The organism is Rhodanobacter sp. sgz306013, assembly GCF_057031145.1.
The window spans coordinates 464,533-481,851 of the sequence record NZ_JBXCIJ010000002.1 but is presented as its reverse complement, the minus strand read 5'-3'; the positions used below and the strand labels follow the sequence as shown (position 1 = coordinate 481,851).

Sequence of the window (17,319 nt, the reverse complement as noted above, 5' to 3'; positions counted from 1 at the left end):
GCGTGCCTGGCAAGCCCCGACTCCTCACCCCAACCCTCTCCCCGGCGGGGAGTGGGGGCAAACGCGCTGCGCAGCTCCATGACTATTGAAGCAGGCACCCTGTTCGTGGTCGCCGCGCCCTCGGGCGCGGGCAAGTCCACCCTGGTCAACGCGCTGCTGGAGCGCGAGCCGGCGATCTCGCTGTCGGTATCGCACACCACGCGGCCGCCGCGGCCGGGCGAACAGTACGGGCGGCATTACTACTTCGTGGAGCGGGCGGAGTTCGAGCGCGAGGTTGCCGAAGGCATCTTCCTCGAGCACGCCGAGGTGCACGGCAACCTGTACGGCACCTCCCGCGCCAAGGTGCAGGCGCTGCTGGCGCAGGGCCGCGACGTGCTGCTGGAAATCGACTGGCAGGGGGCGGCGCAGATCCGCAGGAGCAAGCCCGATTGCGTCGGCGTATTCATCCTCCCGCCCTCGCGCGCGGAGCTGGAACGCCGCCTGCGCGGCCGAGGCTCGGATGCGCCGGAGGTGATCGAGCGGCGCCTCGCCAATTCGCGCGGCGAGATCGCCCACGCCCACGAGTTCGACTACATCATCGTCAACGACCGCTTCGAGGATGCGCTGGACGAGCTGCAGTCCATCGTCCGCGCGGTACGGCTGCGCGGGCCGCTGCAGTGCCGCCGGCACGAGGCGCTGATTGCCGAGTTGCTGGCCTGAATGCCGCCCCGCGCCCACGCCGGCCCCGGCTTGGCGGCCTCCCGCCGCTCCGCTAACGTAGCCTTCTTATGAACGCCGCCCCCCCTGACGACACGCTGATCCGCATCCGCGGCCTCACCACCGTGCTCAACGGCAAGAAGATCTTCGACGCGCTGGACATGGACATCCCGCGCGGCAAGGTCACCGCCATCATGGGCCCCAGCGGCACCGGCAAGACCACCCTGCTCAAGCACATCACCGGGCAGATGCGCGGCGATGCGGGGCAGGTGATGGTGGACGGCCGCAACGTGCCGGAACTCGGCCGCGAGGCCTTGTATGCGCTGCGCGAAAAGATCGGCTACCTGTTCCAGAATTCGGCCCTGCTCACCGACTTCGACGTGTTCGAGAACGTGGCGTTCCCGCTGCGCCAGCACACCAGGCTGCCCGAGGTGCTGATCCGCAACATCGTGCTGACCAAGCTGCAGGCCGTGGGCCTGCGCGGGGCGGCGCCGTTGATGCCCAGCGAACTGTCCGGCGGCATGGCGCGGCGCGTGGCGCTGGCGCGGGCCATCGTGTTCGATCCCATGCTGATCCTCTACGACGAACCCTTCGTGGGCCTCGATCCGATCGCGTTGAACCAGGTGCTGAAGCTCATCCGCACGCTCAATGAGACGCTGGGCATCACCAGCGTGCTCGTGGCGCACGAGCTGGACGCGATCAAGCAGGTGGCCGACCACATCTACCTGATCGCCAACGGCAAGGTGGTGGCGCAGGGTGACCCGAAGACCATCGCGGACGACGGCTCGCCGTGGACGCGGCAGTTCTTCGGCGGCGAGGCGGACGGACCGGTGCCGTTCCAGTATCCGGCCGGCGATTACGCCGAGGCGCTGGGCTTTCGAGGAGCCCGCTCATGAACGCACGCATTGAGCGCGACAACGTCGTGACGCAGGCGCTGGGCCAGATCGGCGCCTGCGGGCTGTTTCTGCTGCAAGTCCTCGCGGCGATCCCGCGCAGCCTGCGCTACCTGCGCGAGACGGTGCGCCAGTTGTGGTTCGTGGGCGCGATGAGCCTCACCATCATCATGGTCTGCGGCCTGTTCGTGGGCATGGTGCTGGCGTTGCAGCTTTACCACGTGCTGTCGATCTTCGGCGGAACCGCCGCCACCGGCACCGTGGTGGCGATCTCGATCTACCGCGAGCTGGGTCCGGTGATCACCGCGTTGCTGTTCGCCGGCCGCGCCGGTACCGCGATCACCGCCGAGATCGGCCTGATGCGCGCCACCGACCAGATTGCAGCGATGGAGCTGATGGCGGTGGATCCGCTGGCCTATGTGGCGGCGCCGCGCTTCCTTGCGGGGCTGATCGCCCTGCCCTTGCTGTGCTGCGTGTTTTCCGCACTCGGCATCTTCGGCGGGCACCTGGTGGGCGTGACCTGGCTGGGCATCGACAACGGCACGTTCTGGTCGAACATGACCGCCACCGTGGACGTGTGGGAGGACATCGTCAGCGGCGTGGTCTGGAAGAGCCTCGCCTTCGGCGCCGTGGTGGCGCTGATCGCGGTGTTCCAGGGCTACACCGCCCCGCCCACCAGCGAGGGTGTCGCCTATGCCACCACCCGCACCGTGGTCGCCTCGTCCATCGCCATCCTGGCGCTGGATTTCGTACTGACCGCCTTCCTGATGTGACGTCATGACGACGCGTGAAAGCATCGTGGTGCCCGCGGCACATGGAGGTGCCGCTCGCGATCAGGCACGCGAGTGCCTGATCGGCGCAGCCAAGCCCGGACCTGCGCCGGGCCTCGCGACTCGAAAGGCCGCCGGGAAGGCGGGTTTTCGAGATTCCAAAAAACCCTCGAGGATGTTGCCGTGAGCCAGAGAAAATCCTATGCCGTCGGCACCGGCCTGTTCATCGTGCTCGGCTTTGCCGCGCTGGCCTATCTCGCCACCCAGACCAGTTCGGTGGCGAACCGGCAGCAGGGCGCCAGCTACACGGTGGACGCGCAGTTCCAGAACATCGGCCAGTTGAAGGAGCGCGCCCCGGTGAAGATCGCCGGCGTGCGCGTGGGCCAGGTGCAGTCGATCGCGCTGGAGCCCGGCAAGGCGGTGGCCGACGTGAAGCTGTCGATCGACAAGCGTTACGACTCCATACCCGCCGATTCGGTGGCCACGGTATTCACCAGCGGCCTGCTCGGCGACCAGTACGTGGGCATCGAATACGGCCGCGCCAAGAAGTACGTGGCCAACGGCGGCAAGTTGGCGCTCACCCGTTCCAGCGAGCCGCTGGAGGAGATGCTGGGCAAGTTCTTCGGTGCCGGCGGCGCCGCCGACGCCATCGACGGCAGCTACAAGGTGACCGCGCGCTTCAGCAACGTGGGGACCTTGTCGGCCGGTTCGCCGGTGAAGATGGCAGGCGTGCCCATCGGCCAGGTGGTCTCGGTGCAGGCCGAGCCGACCAAGCTGGATGCGCTGGTGACGCTGGCCATCGACAACCGCTACAACCAGATCCCCGACGATTCCGCCGCCGCGGTGTTCACCAGCGGTTTGATCGGCAGCCAGTACGTTGCGATCCAGCCCGGCGGTTCGCCGGACATGCTGAAGAACGGCGATGAGATGATCCTTACCCAGTCGGCGATGCAGCTCGAAGACCTGATCGGCAAGTTCCTGGTCAACGGCTCCGGCAGCGGCGACAAGAAGGATGCCGGCTCCACCACCAACCCTGCCGGCAAGCACTGAGCCGGTTCCCCGTACACAGGAGTTTCCGCATGATGCGTCATCTGGCTTTCGCCATCGCCGTGGCCTTCGGTGGCGCGCTCGCCGCGCCGGCTTTCGCGCAGCAGGCGGCCCCGCAGGCCGCCGCCCAGCAGACCCCGGTGCAGGTGGTGCAGCAGATCGCCCACCAGCTCGACAGCGCCGTGGCCGGCCACAAGACCGAGCTCCAGCAGAACCGGGAAAAGCTGATCGGTGTCATCAACCAGGCCTTCCTGCCGCATTTCGACGTGGATTACGCGGCGATCCTGGTGCTCGGCCAGCACGCCCGCGAAGCCACGCCCGATCAGCGAGCGCAGTTCGCCAAGGCGTTCTACAACTCGATCACCCATCGCTACGCCGAAGGCCTGCTCAACTACACCGCGGGCGCGGTGAAGGTGCTGCCGTTCGCCGGCGACCTCAACGACAAGCGCAGCGTGGTGCGCACCCAGGTCGCCACCGGCGACGGCAAGACGGTTGCGGTGGACTTCGCGTTCCGCAAGACCGCCAGTGGCGAGTGGAAAGCCTACGACGTGGTCATCGAGGGCATCTCCTACATCACCAACTACCGCAACCAGGTCGACGCGGAGATCCGCAAGGTCGGCCTCGACCAGCTGATCAAGAACCTGCAGACCCAGGGCGACCAGGCGCTGAAGGCGATGGAACAGAACGGCAAGGTCAATGGCTGAGAGCGGCTTCCGCCTGGATAGCGCCGAACCGGGCACGCTGGCCGTGTCCGGCACGCTGGGCTTCGCCACCGCGGCCGATGCGCTGAAGGCCCTGGACGAGGCCCTACGGGCGGGTGATCGTCAGCGGCTCGACCTCGCCGGCGTTCGCGCCTGCGACAGCGCGGGGCTGGCCTGCGTGCTGGCCGTGCTGGCCGAGGCCCGCCGGCGCGGCCAGTCCGTGGGCCTGCGGCACGTGCCCGATGGATTGCGCACGCTGGCGCGGGTCAGCGGCGTGGAAGGCTTGCTGGCTCCGGCCTGAGGTGGCACCGGAACCTGCATGCGGCAACGGGCCACGAGCCCCGTTTCCGCATGCGGGGGTGCGTGTGGCTCAGCTCTTGGTTGGCGCCGCTTTCGAGGTGGGGTGCTGCTGCTCCCACTGCTTCTGCTGTTGCAGCAACTCGTCGGGATCGAAGCCCGGCTGGTCGACGCCCTGCATCTTCTCGATCACGTCGGCCGGCGGATTGCCGTTGTAGAGCATGTACAGCCGGCGCTGGCGGTAGGCGTCGCGCAAGAAGGCATAGGGATCGTAGGCCGACTGCAGGAAGCCTTCGGCGTCGATCAGCTGCGAGCGCATCGACACCACGTACAGCACCTGGGGCAGGTAGTACTGGCCGTAGTTGAAGTAGTGGTTGCGCGCGACAAGGCTCAGCGGGTCGAAGAAATAACCGTCCACCGGGTAGTGCCACATGTCGCGCACGGTGGAGGGGCCGAGCAGGGGCAGCATCAGGAAGTCGCCGTCGGGTACGCCCCAGCGCGCCAGGGTGATGCCGAAGTCGGTGGTCTGCAGCGGCAGGCCCATCTTGGTGGCCGGGTCGAAGATGCCGCCCACGCCAATGGTCAGGTTGATCAGGAAGCGCCCGGTGCTGCCCAGTGCGTCCGAGGGCCGCGCCTGCAGCAAGTCGTTGGCCACCGTGATCGGCATCTCGATGTTGGTGAAGAAGTTGCTGACCGAGCGCCGTACCGGCGGGTTGGTGATCTTGCGGTAGCCCACCGCGGCTGGGCGCAGCACCGCCTTGTCCAGACGGTCGTTGAATGCGTAGACCTTGCGGTTGACCTTCTGCAGCGGGTCGTCGGTGCGCGGCGGCGCGATCGCGCAGCCGGCCAGCAATGCGACGGCGAGCAAGGCGAGGCCGCGGCGCGGCAGATGGGAACGAAGCAGGGAAAGCGTCGGCATGGGGTCGCGGCCAGGAAGGGGGCGTGGCTGGAAACGCTGCAGCTTCAATAGTGTACTGTCTGGTTTTATATCCTGCACGCGTTTCGTCCTGCTTTCGGGCTCAGCGGCGAGAACCGCTCATGGTACGCAGGACTCGCATTGCCAGGCCAGCGCAGGCTGCTCTACACTGGCTATCCGTATAAGTATCTATTTTTTGAGGATTTGGCATGGCACGCATTACCGTGGAAGACTGCCTCGAGGTGGTCGACAACCGATTCGAGCTGGTGTTGATGGCGACCAAGCGCGCCCGCCAGCTTGCCAAGGGTGCCGAACCGGCGGTCAATCCCGACAATGACAAGCCCTCCGTGCTGGCGCTGCGCGAGATCGCCGGTCGCCGCATCGACCAGGCCACCATCGACGAGATCGACAAGGCCGAGCGCGAGCGCGCCGAGCGCGAGGCGCTGGAATGGGCCGCCGCCGAGGTGGACGACGATCTGTCCAAGGTCGGCGACGATTGATGGAGGGCGGCTGTAGACCGCGCACGCATCGCATCGGGGCGGCCGATGTGCTTGCACGCGCGGCCGGCCGCGTTCCAGCCAGTTGCATGACCGCGCCGTCGGCGCGACACCGCCGGCGGGTCCCGTGATGACCGCCGCCAGCACGCCCGTTGCCATCGATCCCGCGGCGCTGCCGTCCTACGTGCTGGCGCTGAAGGACCAGCTCGGCTACCTGCCGGCGCCGCAGCTCGAGCGTGTGCTGCGCGCCTTCCAGGTCGGCGCGCAGGCCCACGCGGGCCAGACCCGCAAGAGCGGCGAGCCCTACATCACCCATCCGGTCGCCGTGGCCGGCATCCTCGCCGAGCTTGGCATGGACGCCGAGACCATCATCGCGGCGATCCTGCACGACACCCTCGAAGACACCGCGCTCAGCCGCAGCGCGCTGGCGGGCGAGTTCGGCGAGACCGTGGCCGAGCTGGTCGACGGTGTCACCAAGCTCGACAAGATGCGCTTCGGCAGCCGCCAGGAAGCGGATGCGGAGAGTTTCCGCAAGATGCTGCTGGCGATGGCGCGCGACCTGCGGGTGATCCTCATCAAGCTGGCCGACCGGCTGCACAACATGCGCACGTTGGGTGCGAAGGATCCCTCTTCGCGCCGCCGCATCGCGCGCGAAACGCTGGAGATCTACGCGCCGATCGCCCAGCGGCTGGGCATGAACAAGATCAAGGCCGAGCTGCAGGATCTCGGCTTCCGCGCCTTGCACCCGGACCGCTACCGCGTCATCAGCGAGCGCATCCGCGCCGCGCTGGGCAACCGCCGGGAGGCGATGGGGCGGATCGAGACCGCCCTGTCGCAGCGGCTGGCCGCCGAGCACCTGCCGGCGCGCGTGGTGGGGCGCATCAAGTCCCCCTGGAGCATCTATTCGAAGATGCACGGCGAGCACAAGAGCTTCGCCCAGCTGATGGATGTGTACGGCTTCCGCGTGGTGGTCGAGAGCGCGATGAACTGCTACATGGCGCTTGGCGTGGTGCACGGGCTGTACAAGCCGGTCGACCGCCGCTTCAAGGATTTCATCGCGATTCCCAAGGCGAACGGCTACCAGTCGCTGCACACCGTGCTGCTGGGGCCGTTCGGCGCGCCGATCGAGGTGCAGATCCGCACCGCCGAGATGGATTCGGTGGCCGAGCGGGGCGTGGCCGCGCACTGGGCGTACAAGACCGACTCCGGCCCGGCGAACAGCGCCCAGGCGCGCGCCCGCGAGTGGCTGTCCTCCCTGGCCGACAGCCAGGTCAATACCGCCTCGTCGGCCGAGTTCATCGAGAACGTCAAGATCGACTTGTTCCCGGACGAGGTCTATCTGTTCACCCCGCGCGGCGACATCCTCTCGTTGCCGCGCAACGCCACGGCGCTGGACTTCGCCTACGCCGTGCACACCGACGTGGGCGATCACGCGGTGGCCGCGCGCGTGGACAAGAAGCTGCTGCCGCTGCGCACGCGGCTGGAATCCGGCCAGTTGGTGGAGATCATCACCGCGCCGTCGGCGGTGCCGAACCCGGCCTGGCTGGAATCGGTGGTCACCGGCAAGGCGCGCACCGCGATCCGCCAGTACCTCAAGCACCTGCAACACGAGGACGCGGTGGACTTCGGCCACCGCATGCTCGACCGCGCGCTGGAGGCGCGCGGCAGCAGCCTCGACGCGATTCCGTCCGAGGTATTGGACCGCTTCCTGCACGAGATCCGGCTGAAGCGGCTGGAGGAGCTGCTCGCCGAGATCGCGCTGGGCAACCGCATGCCCGACGTGGTGGCGCGGCATCTGCTGTCGCTGCGCGACGGCCAGTCGGACGACCCGGCACCCGGCGCCAGCCCAGTGCACGAAAAGATCCGCATCACCGGCGCCGAGCGCGGCGTGCTCAGCTTCGCGAACTGCTGCCACCCGCTGCCGGGCGATCCGATCATGGGCTACCTGTCGCCGGGCAAGGGCATCGTGGTGCATCGCGAGGAATGCCCCAACGTGGCCGAATTGCGCAAATCGCCCGAGCGCTGCGTGGCGATCGAGTGGGACCACGACGTGCAGGGCGACTACCGTGCTGAGCTGCGTATCGAGGTGATCAATCGTCCCGGCGTGCTCGCCACCATCGCCGCGGCGATCGCGGCAGCCGATTCCAACATCGACAACGTGGAATACGCCGAGCGCGACCTCGCCGCCGCCACCTTGCTGTTCGCGATCGAGGTGAAGAACCGCAAGCACCTCGCCGACGTGATCCGACGCGTGCGCCGCACCGGCGTGGTGAGCGGGGTGTATCGGTACCCCCTGTAATCGGGACCCGTACCGTACCGGCGGGGGGGCCGGGGCGGCGTCGGCGAAGCCGATGGCCCGCGGGCGATCTGCAGAAGCGGCAAGTCATCGGCGATCCGGCTGGGCAGCTGCGCGCGTGCGCGCTACGCTTTGGCCTTTGCGAATCCCGTATCCCAACCCTGTATCCCGAGGAAAAGCCATGTCCCGCCAGATTGTCGCCACCACGGAAGCCCCCGCCGCGATCGGCCCGTATTCGCAGGCCGTGCGCGCCGGCGACACCGTGTACTTCTCGGGCCAGATCCCGCTCGACCCGGCCACCGGCAACGTGGTCGAGGGCGATATCACGGCGCAGACGCGCCGCGTGTTCGACAACCTGGTGGCGGTGGCGCAGGCGGCTGGCGGCTCGCTGGCGCAGGTGGTGCGCGTGGGCATCTACGTCACCGACCTGGCGAACTTCGCCGCGGTGAACGCGGTGATGGCTGAATACTTCCAGGCACCGTATCCCGCGCGCTCCACCATCGAGGTGTCGGCACTGCCGAAGGGCGTGCAGGTGGAAGTCGACGCGATCATGGTGCTGGGCTGATCCGTTCGCCTTGGCGATGGGCGTCGCCATCGTGGCCGAGGACACGGGCATGCGACCCGTGTCGTCCCTGCCGGGCGTGGGTCCGGCGCTCGCGGCGCTGCTGCACAAGCTGGGGCTGGAGCGCGTGCAGGACCTGTGGTTCCACCTGCCGCTGCGCTACGAGGACCGTACCCGCGTCACTGCGATCGCCGACCTGCGACCCGGCCAGGGTGCGCAGGTGGTGGGCACAGTGGAGGCGGCGGAGCGCGGCTTCCGCTATCGCCCGCAGCTGAGGGTGTCGATAGCCGACGAGTCGCGACAGACCCTGCAGCTGCGCTTCTTCCACTTCAACCGCGCGCAGGCCGAGCAGCTGGCACCGGGCGCGCGCCTGGTCTGCTTCGGCGAAGTGCGATACGCGGCGCAGGGCATGGAGATGGTGCATCCGCAATATCGCCGGCTTGGCGCCGGCGAAGCGGTGGTGGTGGAGGACCGGTTGAGCCCGGTCTATCCCACGACCGAGGGACTTGGGCAGAAGCGACTGGCCGGCGTGATCGCAAAGGCGCTGGCGCTACTGCCGCCGGACTCGGTGCTGGAGCTGATACCGCACGAGCTGTGCGCGGCGCACGGTCTTGCCTCGCTGCGCGAGGCACTGCTCACCGTGCACCGTCCGGCGCCCGATGCGCGGCTGGACCTGCTGCTGCACGGCCGTCATCCTGCGCAACAGCGGCTCGCCTTCGAGGAACTGCTGACCCAGCACCTCAGCCTGAAGCGGATGCGTGCGGCGATGCAACGGCGCAAGGCGCCCAGGCTTGCCGCGACGGGCGCGCTGCGCGAGCGGTTGCTCGCCTCCCTGCCGTTCGCGCTCACCTCCGCGCAGCAGCGCGTGGATGCGGAAGTACGCCGCGATCTTGCCCTGGCGAGTCCGATGCTGCGACTGGTGCAGGGCGACGTGGGCTCGGGCAAGACGGTGATCGCAGCGCTGGCTGCGGTGGCCGCGGTGGAGTCGGGCCGCCAGGTCGCGTTGATGGCGCCTACCGAACTGCTCGCCGAGCAGCACCTGCGCAACTTCCGCCACTGGCTGGGACCGCTGGGCCTGGAAGTGGAGTGGCTGGCCGGCAAGCAGCAGGGCAAGGCGCGGCAGGCGGCGATGCGCCGCGTGGCCGGAGGCGCGCCGGTGACGGTGGGTACGCACGCCTTGATGCAGGAGGGCGTGGAATTCACGCGGCTGGGCCTGGTGATCGTGGACGAGCAGCATCGCTTTGGCGTGCAGCAACGCCTGGCCTTGCATGACAAGGGTGCCGACCACGCGCGCGGGGAAGTGCCGCACCAGTTGGTGCTCACCGCCACGCCGATCCCGCGCACGCTCGCAATGAGCGCCTACGCCGATCTCGACGTCTCCGCCATCGACGAGTTGCCGCCCGGGCGCACGCCGGTGCAGACCGTGGCGGTGTCGAACGCGCGCCGCATCGAGGTGATCGACCGCATCCGCGCAGCCTGCGCCGAAGGCCGGCAGGCCTACTGGGTATGCACCCTGATCGAGGAATCCGAGCAGTTGCGCGCGCAGGCCGCCGAAGTGGCGCATGCAGAGCTTTCCGCAGCGCTCAGCGGTTGCAAGGTAGGCCTGATCCACGGCCGCCTGAAACCCAAGGACAAGCAGGCGGTGATGGATGCGTTCAAGGCCGGCGAGCTGACCGTGCTGGTGGCTACCACGGTGATAGAGGTGGGCGTGGACGTGCCCAACGCCAGCCTGATGGTGATCGAGAACTGCGAACGGCTGGGGCTGGCCCAACTGCACCAGCTGCGCGGGCGCGTCGGCCGTGGCGCGGTGGCGTCGAACTGCGTGCTGTTGTACCAGCCCCCGCTGGGCCAGCTGGCGCGCGAGCGGCTGGCGGTGATGCGCGAGACCAACGACGGCTTCCGCATTGCCGAGAAGGACCTTGAGCTGCGTGGCCCCGGCGAGGTGCTGGGCACCCGCCAGACGGGGCAGCTCAGCTTTCGCATCGCCGATCTTTCCCGCGACGCCCACCTGCTGCGTGCCGTGCAGCAGGTGGGCGAGCGCCTGCTGGCCGGGCATCCGCGCGAGGCGGATCGCCTGATCGCGCGTTGGATCGGGGGCGCGGCGCGCTATGCGCGTGCGTAGCTTTGGTATTGTGCGGGCGCAGGGGGGGGCAGAGGTAGCGACAAAGTTGCCGAGAGCATGCTGAGCTAGACTTGCCGACTTTTCCGAGGAAAAGTCGGCCATGAGCAAGCCGCAACTCCTGATCGACACCGACCCCGGCGTGGATGATGCGCTGGCCATCCTGATGGCGCAGGCGCATGCCGACATCGCGGGCCTGAGCGTGGCCGCCGGCAACGTGGGCCTGGACCATACCGTGCGCAATGCGCGCACCTTGCGCGATCTGCTGGGTGCTTCGTTTCCCGTGTTCGCGGGCTGCGCCACGCCGCTGGTGCGTGCACCGGACGAGGACGCGGCCTTCGTGCACGGCGTGGACGGCTTGGGCGACGTGGGCTTTCCTGAGCCGAAGGCAGGAACGGAGGGCGAGGCGGCCGCGCTGGCGCTGCTGCGGCTCACCCGCGAGCGTCCCGGCGAACTGACCCTGGTGGCGCTGGCGCCGCTGACCAATCTGGCGCTGGCGTTGCGGCTCGACCCCGCGCTGCCGCGCCGGGTGAAGCGGCTGGTGGTGATGGGGGGAGCGGTGACCGGCCACGGCAATACCGGCAGGATTCCGGCCGAGTTCAACATCGGTTTCGACCCCGAGGCCGCGCACGTGGTGTTCGAGGCCTTCCCGGGCTTCGACCTGGTCGACTGGGAGGCCACCCTGCGGCATGGCTTCGGCGACGCGGAATTCGATGCCTGGCTCGCCGCCGGCGACCACCGTGCGGAGTTCTTCGGCAAGGTATTTCGCACCGCGCGCGACTACAACCTGAAGCACGACCGCGGGGGTGTAGTCGCCGCCGACGCCCTGGCGATGGCGGTGGCGATCGATCCCGCCATCGTCACCCGCAGCGAAACCCGGGCGGTGGCGGTGGAGCTTGACGGCCGCCTAACCCGCGGCGCCACCGTGGTGGATTGGGCGGGTCGGCTGGGCCACCGCGCGCAGGCGCGCATCGTGCTGGAAGTGGATCACGCGCGCTTCGCGGCAATGGTGCGCCGGGCGCTCGGAGCGGCATGAGAGCCTGTTCGGTTGACGCAACGCCGCACTGCCCGTTAAACTTGTCCTCTTTTCACGTTGCACTGAGCCCGTCATGAAGCCCGATATCCATCCGAATTACCGCCCGGTGGTGTTCCAGGATCTGTCGTCCGACTTCGCGTTCCTGACGCGTTCGACGATCGCCGCCAAGGACACCGTCAAGTGGCAGGACGGCAACGAGTACCCGCTGATCAAGGTGGATATCTCCAGCCATTCGCACCCGTTCTACACCGGCAAGCAGAAGACGCTGGACGTGGGCGGTCGTGTGGACAAGTTCCGCAAGCGCTACGCGCAGAAGTAAGCGCGTCTCCTCGCCGCCGCGTCGCGGTGGCGCGCTACTGAATTCGCGCACGGGGCAGGCCATGGCCTGCCCCGTGCGTTTTGGCGCCCGCCATTCACGGCGTGCGCTCTTCGGTCCATTGCTGGAGACCGCATGCCGCGCCTGGCGTACGACCATCCGCGAACGCATGTGTACCCGGTCGATGTGCGATAATGAGCGGATTGCATCGATGCTTTCCCCCGCACGATGCCCGTTTCCCCTCGCCGGTTGGTGCTGCCCCGTGGCTCCGGTCGACGACGACCCATGCTAAGGAGGTTCCCGTGTCCGATACCAAGACTGTCAAGCTGGTGGATGAGTCGACTCAGCGCAGCAGCACGTTGCCGCTGGTCGCCGGCACCCTCGGTCCGGCCTGCATCGACATCGGCACGCTGTACAAGGACACCGGCCACTTCACCTATGACGTGGGCTACGGCTCCACCGCCAGCACCAAGAGCGCGATCACCTACATCGACGGCGACCAGGGCGTACTGCTGTACCGGGGCTACCCGATTGAACAGCTGGCCGAGAAGTCGAGCTTCCTCGAGGTGGCCTACCTGCTGCTCAACGGCGAGTTACCCAAGCCGGCCGAGTTCGCCAGCTTCGAGCACGACGTCGCACATCACACGATGATGCACGAGTCGCTGAAGAACTTTTTCCAGGGCTTCCACCACGACGCGCACCCGATGGCCATGTTGGCCGCGGCGGTGGCCTCGCTGTCGGCGTTCTATCACGACGATCTCGACGTTGAGAACCCGGCCGACCGCAAGCTCGCCGCGATCCGCCTCATTGCGAAGATGCCGACCATCGCCGCGGCCTGCTACCGCTACTCGATCGGCTGGCCGTTCCGCTATCCGCGCAACAACCTCGAGTATGTCGACCGCTTCCTGCACATGATGTTCGAGGTGCCGAGCGAACCGTTGCAGATGAACCCGGTGGCGGCCAAGGCGCTGGACCTGCTGTTCATCCTGCACGCCGACCACGAGCAGAACGCCTCGACCTCGACCGTGCGCCTGGTCGGCTCCACCGGCGCCAATCCGTACGCGTCGATCGCCGCCGGCATCACCGCGCTGTGGGGCCCGGCGCACGGCGGCGCCAACGAGGCGGTGCTCAAGCAGTTGCAGGAAATCGGCACGCCGGACAACGTCGAATCGGCGGTGTTGCGCGCCAAGGACAAGAACGACAGCTTCCGCCTGATGGGCTTCGGCCATCGCGTCTACAAGAACTTCGACCCGCGTGCAAAGATCATCCGCGAGATGTGCCACAAGGTGCTTGCCGAGCTGGGCGTCAGCGACCCGTTGCTGGACGTGGCGATGAAGCTGGAAGAGGCCGCTCTGAAGGACGAATATTTCGTCGAGCGGAAGTTGTACCCGAACGTCGATTTCTACTCCGGCATCATCTACAAGGCGCTGGGCATCCCCACCGAGATGTTCACCGTGATGTTCGCCATCGCCCGCACCGCCGGCTGGATCGCGCACTGGATCGAGCAGCATGAAACCCCCGGTGCCCGCATCGGCCGCCCGCGCCAGATCTATACCGGCCACGACGTGCGCGACTACGTGGCATCGGACAGGCGCTGATCCACGCGCCAGCCGTCCCCATGCATCCACAACGCCCCGGTCGTACCGGGGCGTTGTCGTATGGGGGTTCAGCGCAATGCGCCGGCCAGCATGCGTTCCAGCTCGCCCGCTTCGTCGCCCTCGGCCAGCAGGGCCTCCACCGCGGCCAGGCCGGCACGGTGCATGGGCTTCTCGTCGACGCGGTCCAGCGGTGCCTGGCGCAATGCGTCGCGTGGCAGCACGGTAAGGTCGAACGGCAGCGCGCCGGCGGCGAACAGCAACACGGGGAATTCGGCCTGCTGGTCCCGGCTGGTGCGCAGGCGGCGCGTCTGGGTCTCGACCGGCACGCCGCGTTCGTGCAGATGGCGGTGCACTGCGTCGGGATCATCGCTGTATACGTGCAGGCAGATCGCCGAATGCGCGTCGGCGGTGCCGTCCAGCACGGCGCCGACCAGGCGCGGCTCGAATCGGGCGAGGAAGCGCATCGCCTCCAGCGCCGCCTCGCGGCGCGCACGCAGCAGCTGCGGCTGGCTGTCGGCGAGGAAGAGGCGTTGATGCTCGCGCAGCGCCTGCTCGATCTCCTGGTTGCGCGGCAGGGCCTGGGTGTCCAATATGCCCAGCCGTTCGGCGGCCTTGAGCTTCGCGCGGTGGAAGTCGCGAATGCCGTGCTCGCTCATCAGGCGGGCCGCCTCCTGGGCCACCCGCCGCCGGTTGCGCTGCTGGCGGTCGCTTGCATGGATGCGGTGATGTTCGCCTCGGGCCATGTCGGTTCCTTCGCCGTCTGCGCTTCCAGACTAGCGCAAGCGGCGGATTCCCGGAAACCGCGGCCGCTGGTCAGAAGATGTTGTAGGGGTTCTGCTGGTCCTGCTGCTGCTGGGTGGCCTCGCTGCGCAGGCGGTCCACGTCCTCGACCTTGAAGAACTCGTTCATGCTGTCCGGGTCGTCCGGCGTGGTGGGCAGGCCGCTGGAGCGGTCGATAAGCACGGTGGCGATGCCGGGCGGCATCGGCAGTGAATCCTCCGGGATGCCGTTGAGCGCTGCGCCCATGTAATCCATCCAGATCGGCAGCGCGGCCTTGGCACCGAATTCGCCGCGGCCGAGCGATCCGTAGTTGTCGAAGCCCACCCACACCGAGGTGGAGATGTTGCCGTCGAAGCCCACGAACCAGGCGTCGCGGTGATCGTTGGTGGAACCGGTCTTGCCGGCGAGGTCGGAACGATCCAGCGCCTTGGCGGCCGCACCGGTGCCGCGCAGGATCACATCCTTCATCAGCGAGGTGATCAGGAAGTCGGTGCGTGGGCCGAGCACGTGCGGCGCCAGTACCGGCGGATGCGCGCCGGCGCCGTGGGCGTCGGCCGGCAATATCTCCACGCCGGAGTCGTCGACGCTGGCGGCGCTGGCAGGGGCCGCGGCACTGGAAGTCCCCGCAAGGCTGTTGGCCGGGCGTTTGCTCATGTCCGCCGGCGGTGGTCCGGGCGGCGTGTTTTCCAGCAGGCGTTCCTGGCATTCGCGGCAGGCGCGCGCGGGGTTGGCGAGGTAGACCGGCTTGCCGCTGCGGTCGTCGATCTCGCTGATGAAGTACGGTGTCACCAGGTAGCCGCCATTGGCAAACACCGCGTAGCCGCGCGCCATGTTCATCGGCGACACCGAGGCAGTGCCCAGCGCCATCGACAGGTTCGCCGGCAGTGCGTCGAGCGGAAAGCCGAATCGGGTGATGAACTCGCGCGCGTAGCGCACGCCGATCGCGTCCAGCAGGCGGATCGAGACCAGGTTCTTCGACTGCACCAGCGCCTCGCGCAGGCGCATCGGGCCGGCAAACTTGTCGTCGTCGTTGTTCGGCGTCCACAGGCCGCCCGGACGCGAGGGGTCGGGCAGCGCCAGCGGCGCATCATTGATGATCGAGGCGGGCGTGAAGCCGTGGTCGAACGCCGCGGAGTAAAGATAGGGCTTGAAGCTGGAACCCGGCTGGCGCGCCGCCATCACCGCGCGGTTGAACTTGCTGAGGGTAAAGCTGAAACCACCTACCAGTGCCTCGACCGCGCCGTCCTCCGGACGGATAGAGGCCAGCGCGCCCTGCACGGCGGGAATCTGCGCCAGTTGCCAGGCACCCTTGTCGCCCTGTGCCACGCGCACGATGTCGCCGCGCTTGAGCACCGTGTCCACCCGCGTCGGTGCGGGGCCGGTGCGGCTGTCATTGACGTATGGCCGCGCCCACGCCACTGCGGCGAGGTCGAGCCGGATGCTCTGGCCCGTGGGCAGGAACAGCGTGGCGGCGTCGGGGGCGCTGGCGACGACCAGTGCCGGCTCGAGGCCGGAGATGTCGGTGTAGCCGGCGAGCGCACGTGCGTAGTCCTGCGGGCCGGCGTCGGCGGCCAGGTCCTGGTGCGCCTCCGGCCCCCGCCAGCCGTGGCGCTGGTCGTAGTCGATCAACCCTTTGCGTACCGCCTCCGCCGCGATCCGCTGGCGTGCGCTCTGGATCGTGGTCTTGACCACGTAGCCCTCGGTGAGTGCGTCGTTGCCGAGGCGGTCCAGCACCTGCCTGCGCACCATCTCGGCGAGGTAGGGCGCGTCCACCTGGATCGGCGCCTCGTGCGGCGCGGCGTCGTTCGGTTCGGCGACAGCTTCCTTGTATTGCGCCTCGGTGATGTAGTGGTGGCGGAGCATTTCGCTCAGCACCCAGTTGCGCCGCGCCAGCAGGCGCGGTGGGCTGTTCAGCGGGTTCACTACCGAGGGCAGCTGAAAAGTGGAGGCGATCGCCGCGCATTGCGCGATGCTGAGCTGGTCCAGCGTCTTGCCGTAGTAGTACGACGCCGCCGCGGCCACGCCGTAGGAGCGGTGGCCAAGGAACATCTTGTTGAGATAGAGCTCGAGGATCTGGTCCTTCGAAAGCTCGTGTTCGATGCGCAACGCAATGAAGATCTCGGTGAGCTTGCGCGAGTAAAGCTTCTCCGGACTGAGGAAGAAGTTGCGCGCCACCTGCTGGGTGATGGTGGAACCGCCGGGGCCCTTGTCGCCGCCGGTCACGACCACGTGCCAGCCGGCGCGCGCGATGCCGCGCCAGTCGACGCCGGGGTGGTGGTAAAAGTCGGCATCCTCGGCCGACAACACCGCGTGTTTGAGGTTGGCCGGCACGTCGGCGATCGCCACCGGTATGCGCCGGGTCTCGCCGAAGCTGGCGATCAGCTTGCCGTCGGCGCTCTCCACGCGCAGCGGCACCTGCATGTGGTAGTCCTTCAGTACCGCCACCGATGGCAGCCGTGGTGCCACCAGCCAATACGCCACCCCGATCGCGAGGACTGCCAGCAAAAAACCCGAGAAGGCCAGGATCAATGCCCAGCGCAGCAGACGCTTGAGAATACGCATGTGTGGGGGATGGCCCGTATCTGAACCCGACAGAGTATAGAGGTTGTGTCGCGAACCTCCGCGGAGGGGTACATGTTCGGAAACGCGACCGGGGCAATCGCAAGATCCTCCGTCCGGGCCGAAACGAGGCCCTCGTCACGCTGCGCGAAGGCCGTGGTCCAAATGTGGGCGCCATCACGGGAAATACTTGAGAAAACCGCGGCAGGCCATTGCGGGGGCGTTAATTTTTCGAT

Annotated in this window: 16 protein-coding genes; 13 read left to right on the top strand and 3 right to left on the bottom strand. The window is 67.9% G+C overall.

Going from position 1 to position 17,319, the window contains the following annotated elements:
* The first annotated feature begins 78 nt into the window (after positions 1-78).
* The 6 genes from gmk (at position 79) to AC2EWF_RS07160 (ending at position 4,408) form a co-directional block, all read left to right on the top strand.
* The gene (gene gmk / locus AC2EWF_RS07185; protein ID WP_483638676.1) at positions 79-699 is read left to right on the top strand and encodes a guanylate kinase; all 621 of its coding nucleotides are present in this window, start codon (positions 79-81) and stop codon (positions 697-699) included.
* A gap of 68 nt (positions 700-767) precedes the next feature.
* Positions 768-1,592: an ABC transporter ATP-binding protein gene (locus AC2EWF_RS07180; RefSeq protein ID WP_483638675.1), complete on the top strand. Its 825-nt coding sequence runs from the start codon at positions 768-770 to the stop codon at positions 1,590-1,592.
* The gene (gene mlaE / locus AC2EWF_RS07175; RefSeq protein ID WP_483638674.1) at positions 1,589-2,362 is read left to right on the top strand and encodes a lipid asymmetry maintenance ABC transporter permease subunit MlaE; all 774 of its coding nucleotides are present in this window, start codon (positions 1,589-1,591) and stop codon (positions 2,360-2,362) included. Before AC2EWF_RS07180 ends, mlaE begins: the two co-directional genes overlap by 4 nt.
* 180 nt (positions 2,363-2,542) lie before the next feature.
* Positions 2,543-3,409 (top strand): outer membrane lipid asymmetry maintenance protein MlaD, encoded by an 867-nt coding sequence (mlaD, locus tag AC2EWF_RS07170; protein ID WP_483638673.1) that lies wholly within the window; start codon positions 2,543-2,545, stop codon positions 3,407-3,409.
* Between the two features lie 29 nt (positions 3,410-3,438).
* On the top strand, positions 3,439-4,110 hold the full coding sequence (locus AC2EWF_RS07165; RefSeq protein ID WP_483638672.1) for an MlaC/ttg2D family ABC transporter substrate-binding protein: 672 nt from the start codon (positions 3,439-3,441) through the stop codon (positions 4,108-4,110).
* Positions 4,103-4,408 carry an STAS domain-containing protein gene (locus AC2EWF_RS07160; RefSeq protein WP_483638671.1) on the top strand — a complete coding sequence of 102 codons (306 nt, stop codon included), beginning with the start codon at positions 4,103-4,105 and terminating at the stop codon, positions 4,406-4,408. Before AC2EWF_RS07165 ends, AC2EWF_RS07160 begins: the two co-directional genes overlap by 8 nt.
* A 69-nt stretch (positions 4,409-4,477) precedes the next feature.
* On the opposite strand, the gene AC2EWF_RS07155 is transcribed toward AC2EWF_RS07160, so the two are convergent.
* The gene (locus AC2EWF_RS07155; RefSeq protein ID WP_483638670.1) at positions 4,478-5,323 is read right to left on the bottom strand and encodes an MlaA family lipoprotein; all 846 of its coding nucleotides are present in this window, start codon (positions 5,321-5,323) and stop codon (positions 4,478-4,480) included.
* Positions 5,324-5,529: 206 nt separating this feature from the next.
* Here AC2EWF_RS07155 and rpoZ point away from each other — a divergent pair, with 206 nt between their 5' ends.
* The 7 genes from rpoZ (at position 5,530) to AC2EWF_RS07120 (ending at position 13,744) form a co-directional block, all read left to right on the top strand.
* Positions 5,530-5,820 carry a DNA-directed RNA polymerase subunit omega gene (gene rpoZ, locus AC2EWF_RS07150; RefSeq protein WP_077484992.1) on the top strand — a complete coding sequence of 97 codons (291 nt, stop codon included), beginning with the start codon at positions 5,530-5,532 and terminating at the stop codon, positions 5,818-5,820.
* 127 nt (positions 5,821-5,947) lie between these two features.
* Positions 5,948-8,116, top strand: a complete 2,169-nt coding sequence (locus AC2EWF_RS07145) for a RelA/SpoT family protein (RefSeq protein WP_483638669.1) — start codon at positions 5,948-5,950, stop codon at positions 8,114-8,116.
* A 178-nt stretch (positions 8,117-8,294) separates the two neighbouring features.
* Positions 8,295-8,678, top strand: a complete 384-nt coding sequence (locus AC2EWF_RS07140) for a RidA family protein (protein ID WP_483638668.1) — start codon at positions 8,295-8,297, stop codon at positions 8,676-8,678.
* Between the two features lie 16 nt (positions 8,679-8,694).
* Positions 8,695-10,797, top strand: coding sequence for an ATP-dependent DNA helicase RecG (gene recG / locus AC2EWF_RS07135; protein ID WP_483639124.1), 2,103 nt, complete (start codon positions 8,695-8,697; stop codon positions 10,795-10,797).
* A 100-nt stretch (positions 10,798-10,897) separates the two neighbouring features.
* Positions 10,898-11,830, top strand: a complete 933-nt coding sequence (locus AC2EWF_RS07130) for a nucleoside hydrolase (protein WP_483638667.1) — start codon at positions 10,898-10,900, stop codon at positions 11,828-11,830.
* Positions 11,831-11,903: 73 nt separating this feature from the next.
* Positions 11,904-12,149, top strand: coding sequence for a type B 50S ribosomal protein L31 (locus AC2EWF_RS07125; RefSeq protein ID WP_483638666.1), 246 nt, complete (start codon positions 11,904-11,906; stop codon positions 12,147-12,149).
* Between the two features lie 299 nt (positions 12,150-12,448).
* Positions 12,449-13,744, top strand: a complete 1,296-nt coding sequence (locus AC2EWF_RS07120) for a citrate synthase (protein ID WP_483638665.1) — start codon at positions 12,449-12,451, stop codon at positions 13,742-13,744.
* A gap of 68 nt (positions 13,745-13,812) precedes the next feature.
* Here AC2EWF_RS07120 and AC2EWF_RS07115 read toward each other — a convergent pair whose 3' ends face one another.
* Together AC2EWF_RS07115 and AC2EWF_RS07110 are read right to left on the bottom strand one after the other, a co-directional pair.
* Positions 13,813-14,487 (bottom strand): hypothetical protein, encoded by a 675-nt coding sequence (locus tag AC2EWF_RS07115; protein WP_483638664.1) that lies wholly within the window; start codon positions 14,485-14,487, stop codon positions 13,813-13,815.
* Positions 14,488-14,557: 70 nt separating this feature from the next.
* A complete protein-coding gene (locus tag AC2EWF_RS07110) occupies positions 14,558-17,086 on the bottom strand; it encodes a penicillin-binding protein 1A (RefSeq protein WP_483638663.1) in 2,529 nt (842 codons plus the stop codon).
* Between the last annotated feature and the right edge of the window lie 233 nt (positions 17,087-17,319).

What these genes read in the sequence shown, in the direction of transcription:
- AC2EWF_RS07155 (WP_483638670.1), bottom strand. Translation starts at nt 5,323, where the DNA reads ATGCCGACGCTTTCCCTGCTTCGTTCCCATCTGCCGCGCCGCGGCCTC.
- AC2EWF_RS07130 (WP_483638667.1), top strand. Translation starts at nt 10,898, where the DNA reads ATGAGCAAGCCGCAACTCCTGATCGACACCGACCCCGGCGTGGATGAT.
- recG (WP_483639124.1), top strand. Translation starts at nt 8,695, where the DNA reads ATGGGCGTCGCCATCGTGGCCGAGGACACGGGCATGCGACCCGTGTCG.
- AC2EWF_RS07125 (WP_483638666.1), top strand. Translation starts at nt 11,904, where the DNA reads ATGAAGCCCGATATCCATCCGAATTACCGCCCGGTGGTGTTCCAGGAT.
- AC2EWF_RS07180 (WP_483638675.1), top strand. Translation starts at nt 768, where the DNA reads ATGAACGCCGCCCCCCCTGACGACACGCTGATCCGCATCCGCGGCCTC.
- AC2EWF_RS07160 (WP_483638671.1), top strand. Translation starts at nt 4,103, where the DNA reads ATGGCTGAGAGCGGCTTCCGCCTGGATAGCGCCGAACCGGGCACGCTG.
- AC2EWF_RS07115 (WP_483638664.1), bottom strand. Translation starts at nt 14,487, where the DNA reads ATGGCCCGAGGCGAACATCACCGCATCCATGCAAGCGACCGCCAGCAG.
- AC2EWF_RS07165 (WP_483638672.1), top strand. Translation starts at nt 3,439, where the DNA reads ATGATGCGTCATCTGGCTTTCGCCATCGCCGTGGCCTTCGGTGGCGCG.
- rpoZ (WP_077484992.1), top strand. Translation starts at nt 5,530, where the DNA reads ATGGCACGCATTACCGTGGAAGACTGCCTCGAGGTGGTCGACAACCGA.
- mlaE (WP_483638674.1), top strand. Translation starts at nt 1,589, where the DNA reads ATGAACGCACGCATTGAGCGCGACAACGTCGTGACGCAGGCGCTGGGC.
- gmk (WP_483638676.1), top strand. Translation starts at nt 79, where the DNA reads ATGACTATTGAAGCAGGCACCCTGTTCGTGGTCGCCGCGCCCTCGGGC.
- AC2EWF_RS07145 (WP_483638669.1), top strand. Translation starts at nt 5,948, where the DNA reads ATGACCGCCGCCAGCACGCCCGTTGCCATCGATCCCGCGGCGCTGCCG.
- AC2EWF_RS07110 (WP_483638663.1), bottom strand. Translation starts at nt 17,086, where the DNA reads ATGCGTATTCTCAAGCGTCTGCTGCGCTGGGCATTGATCCTGGCCTTC.
- AC2EWF_RS07140 (WP_483638668.1), top strand. Translation starts at nt 8,295, where the DNA reads ATGTCCCGCCAGATTGTCGCCACCACGGAAGCCCCCGCCGCGATCGGC.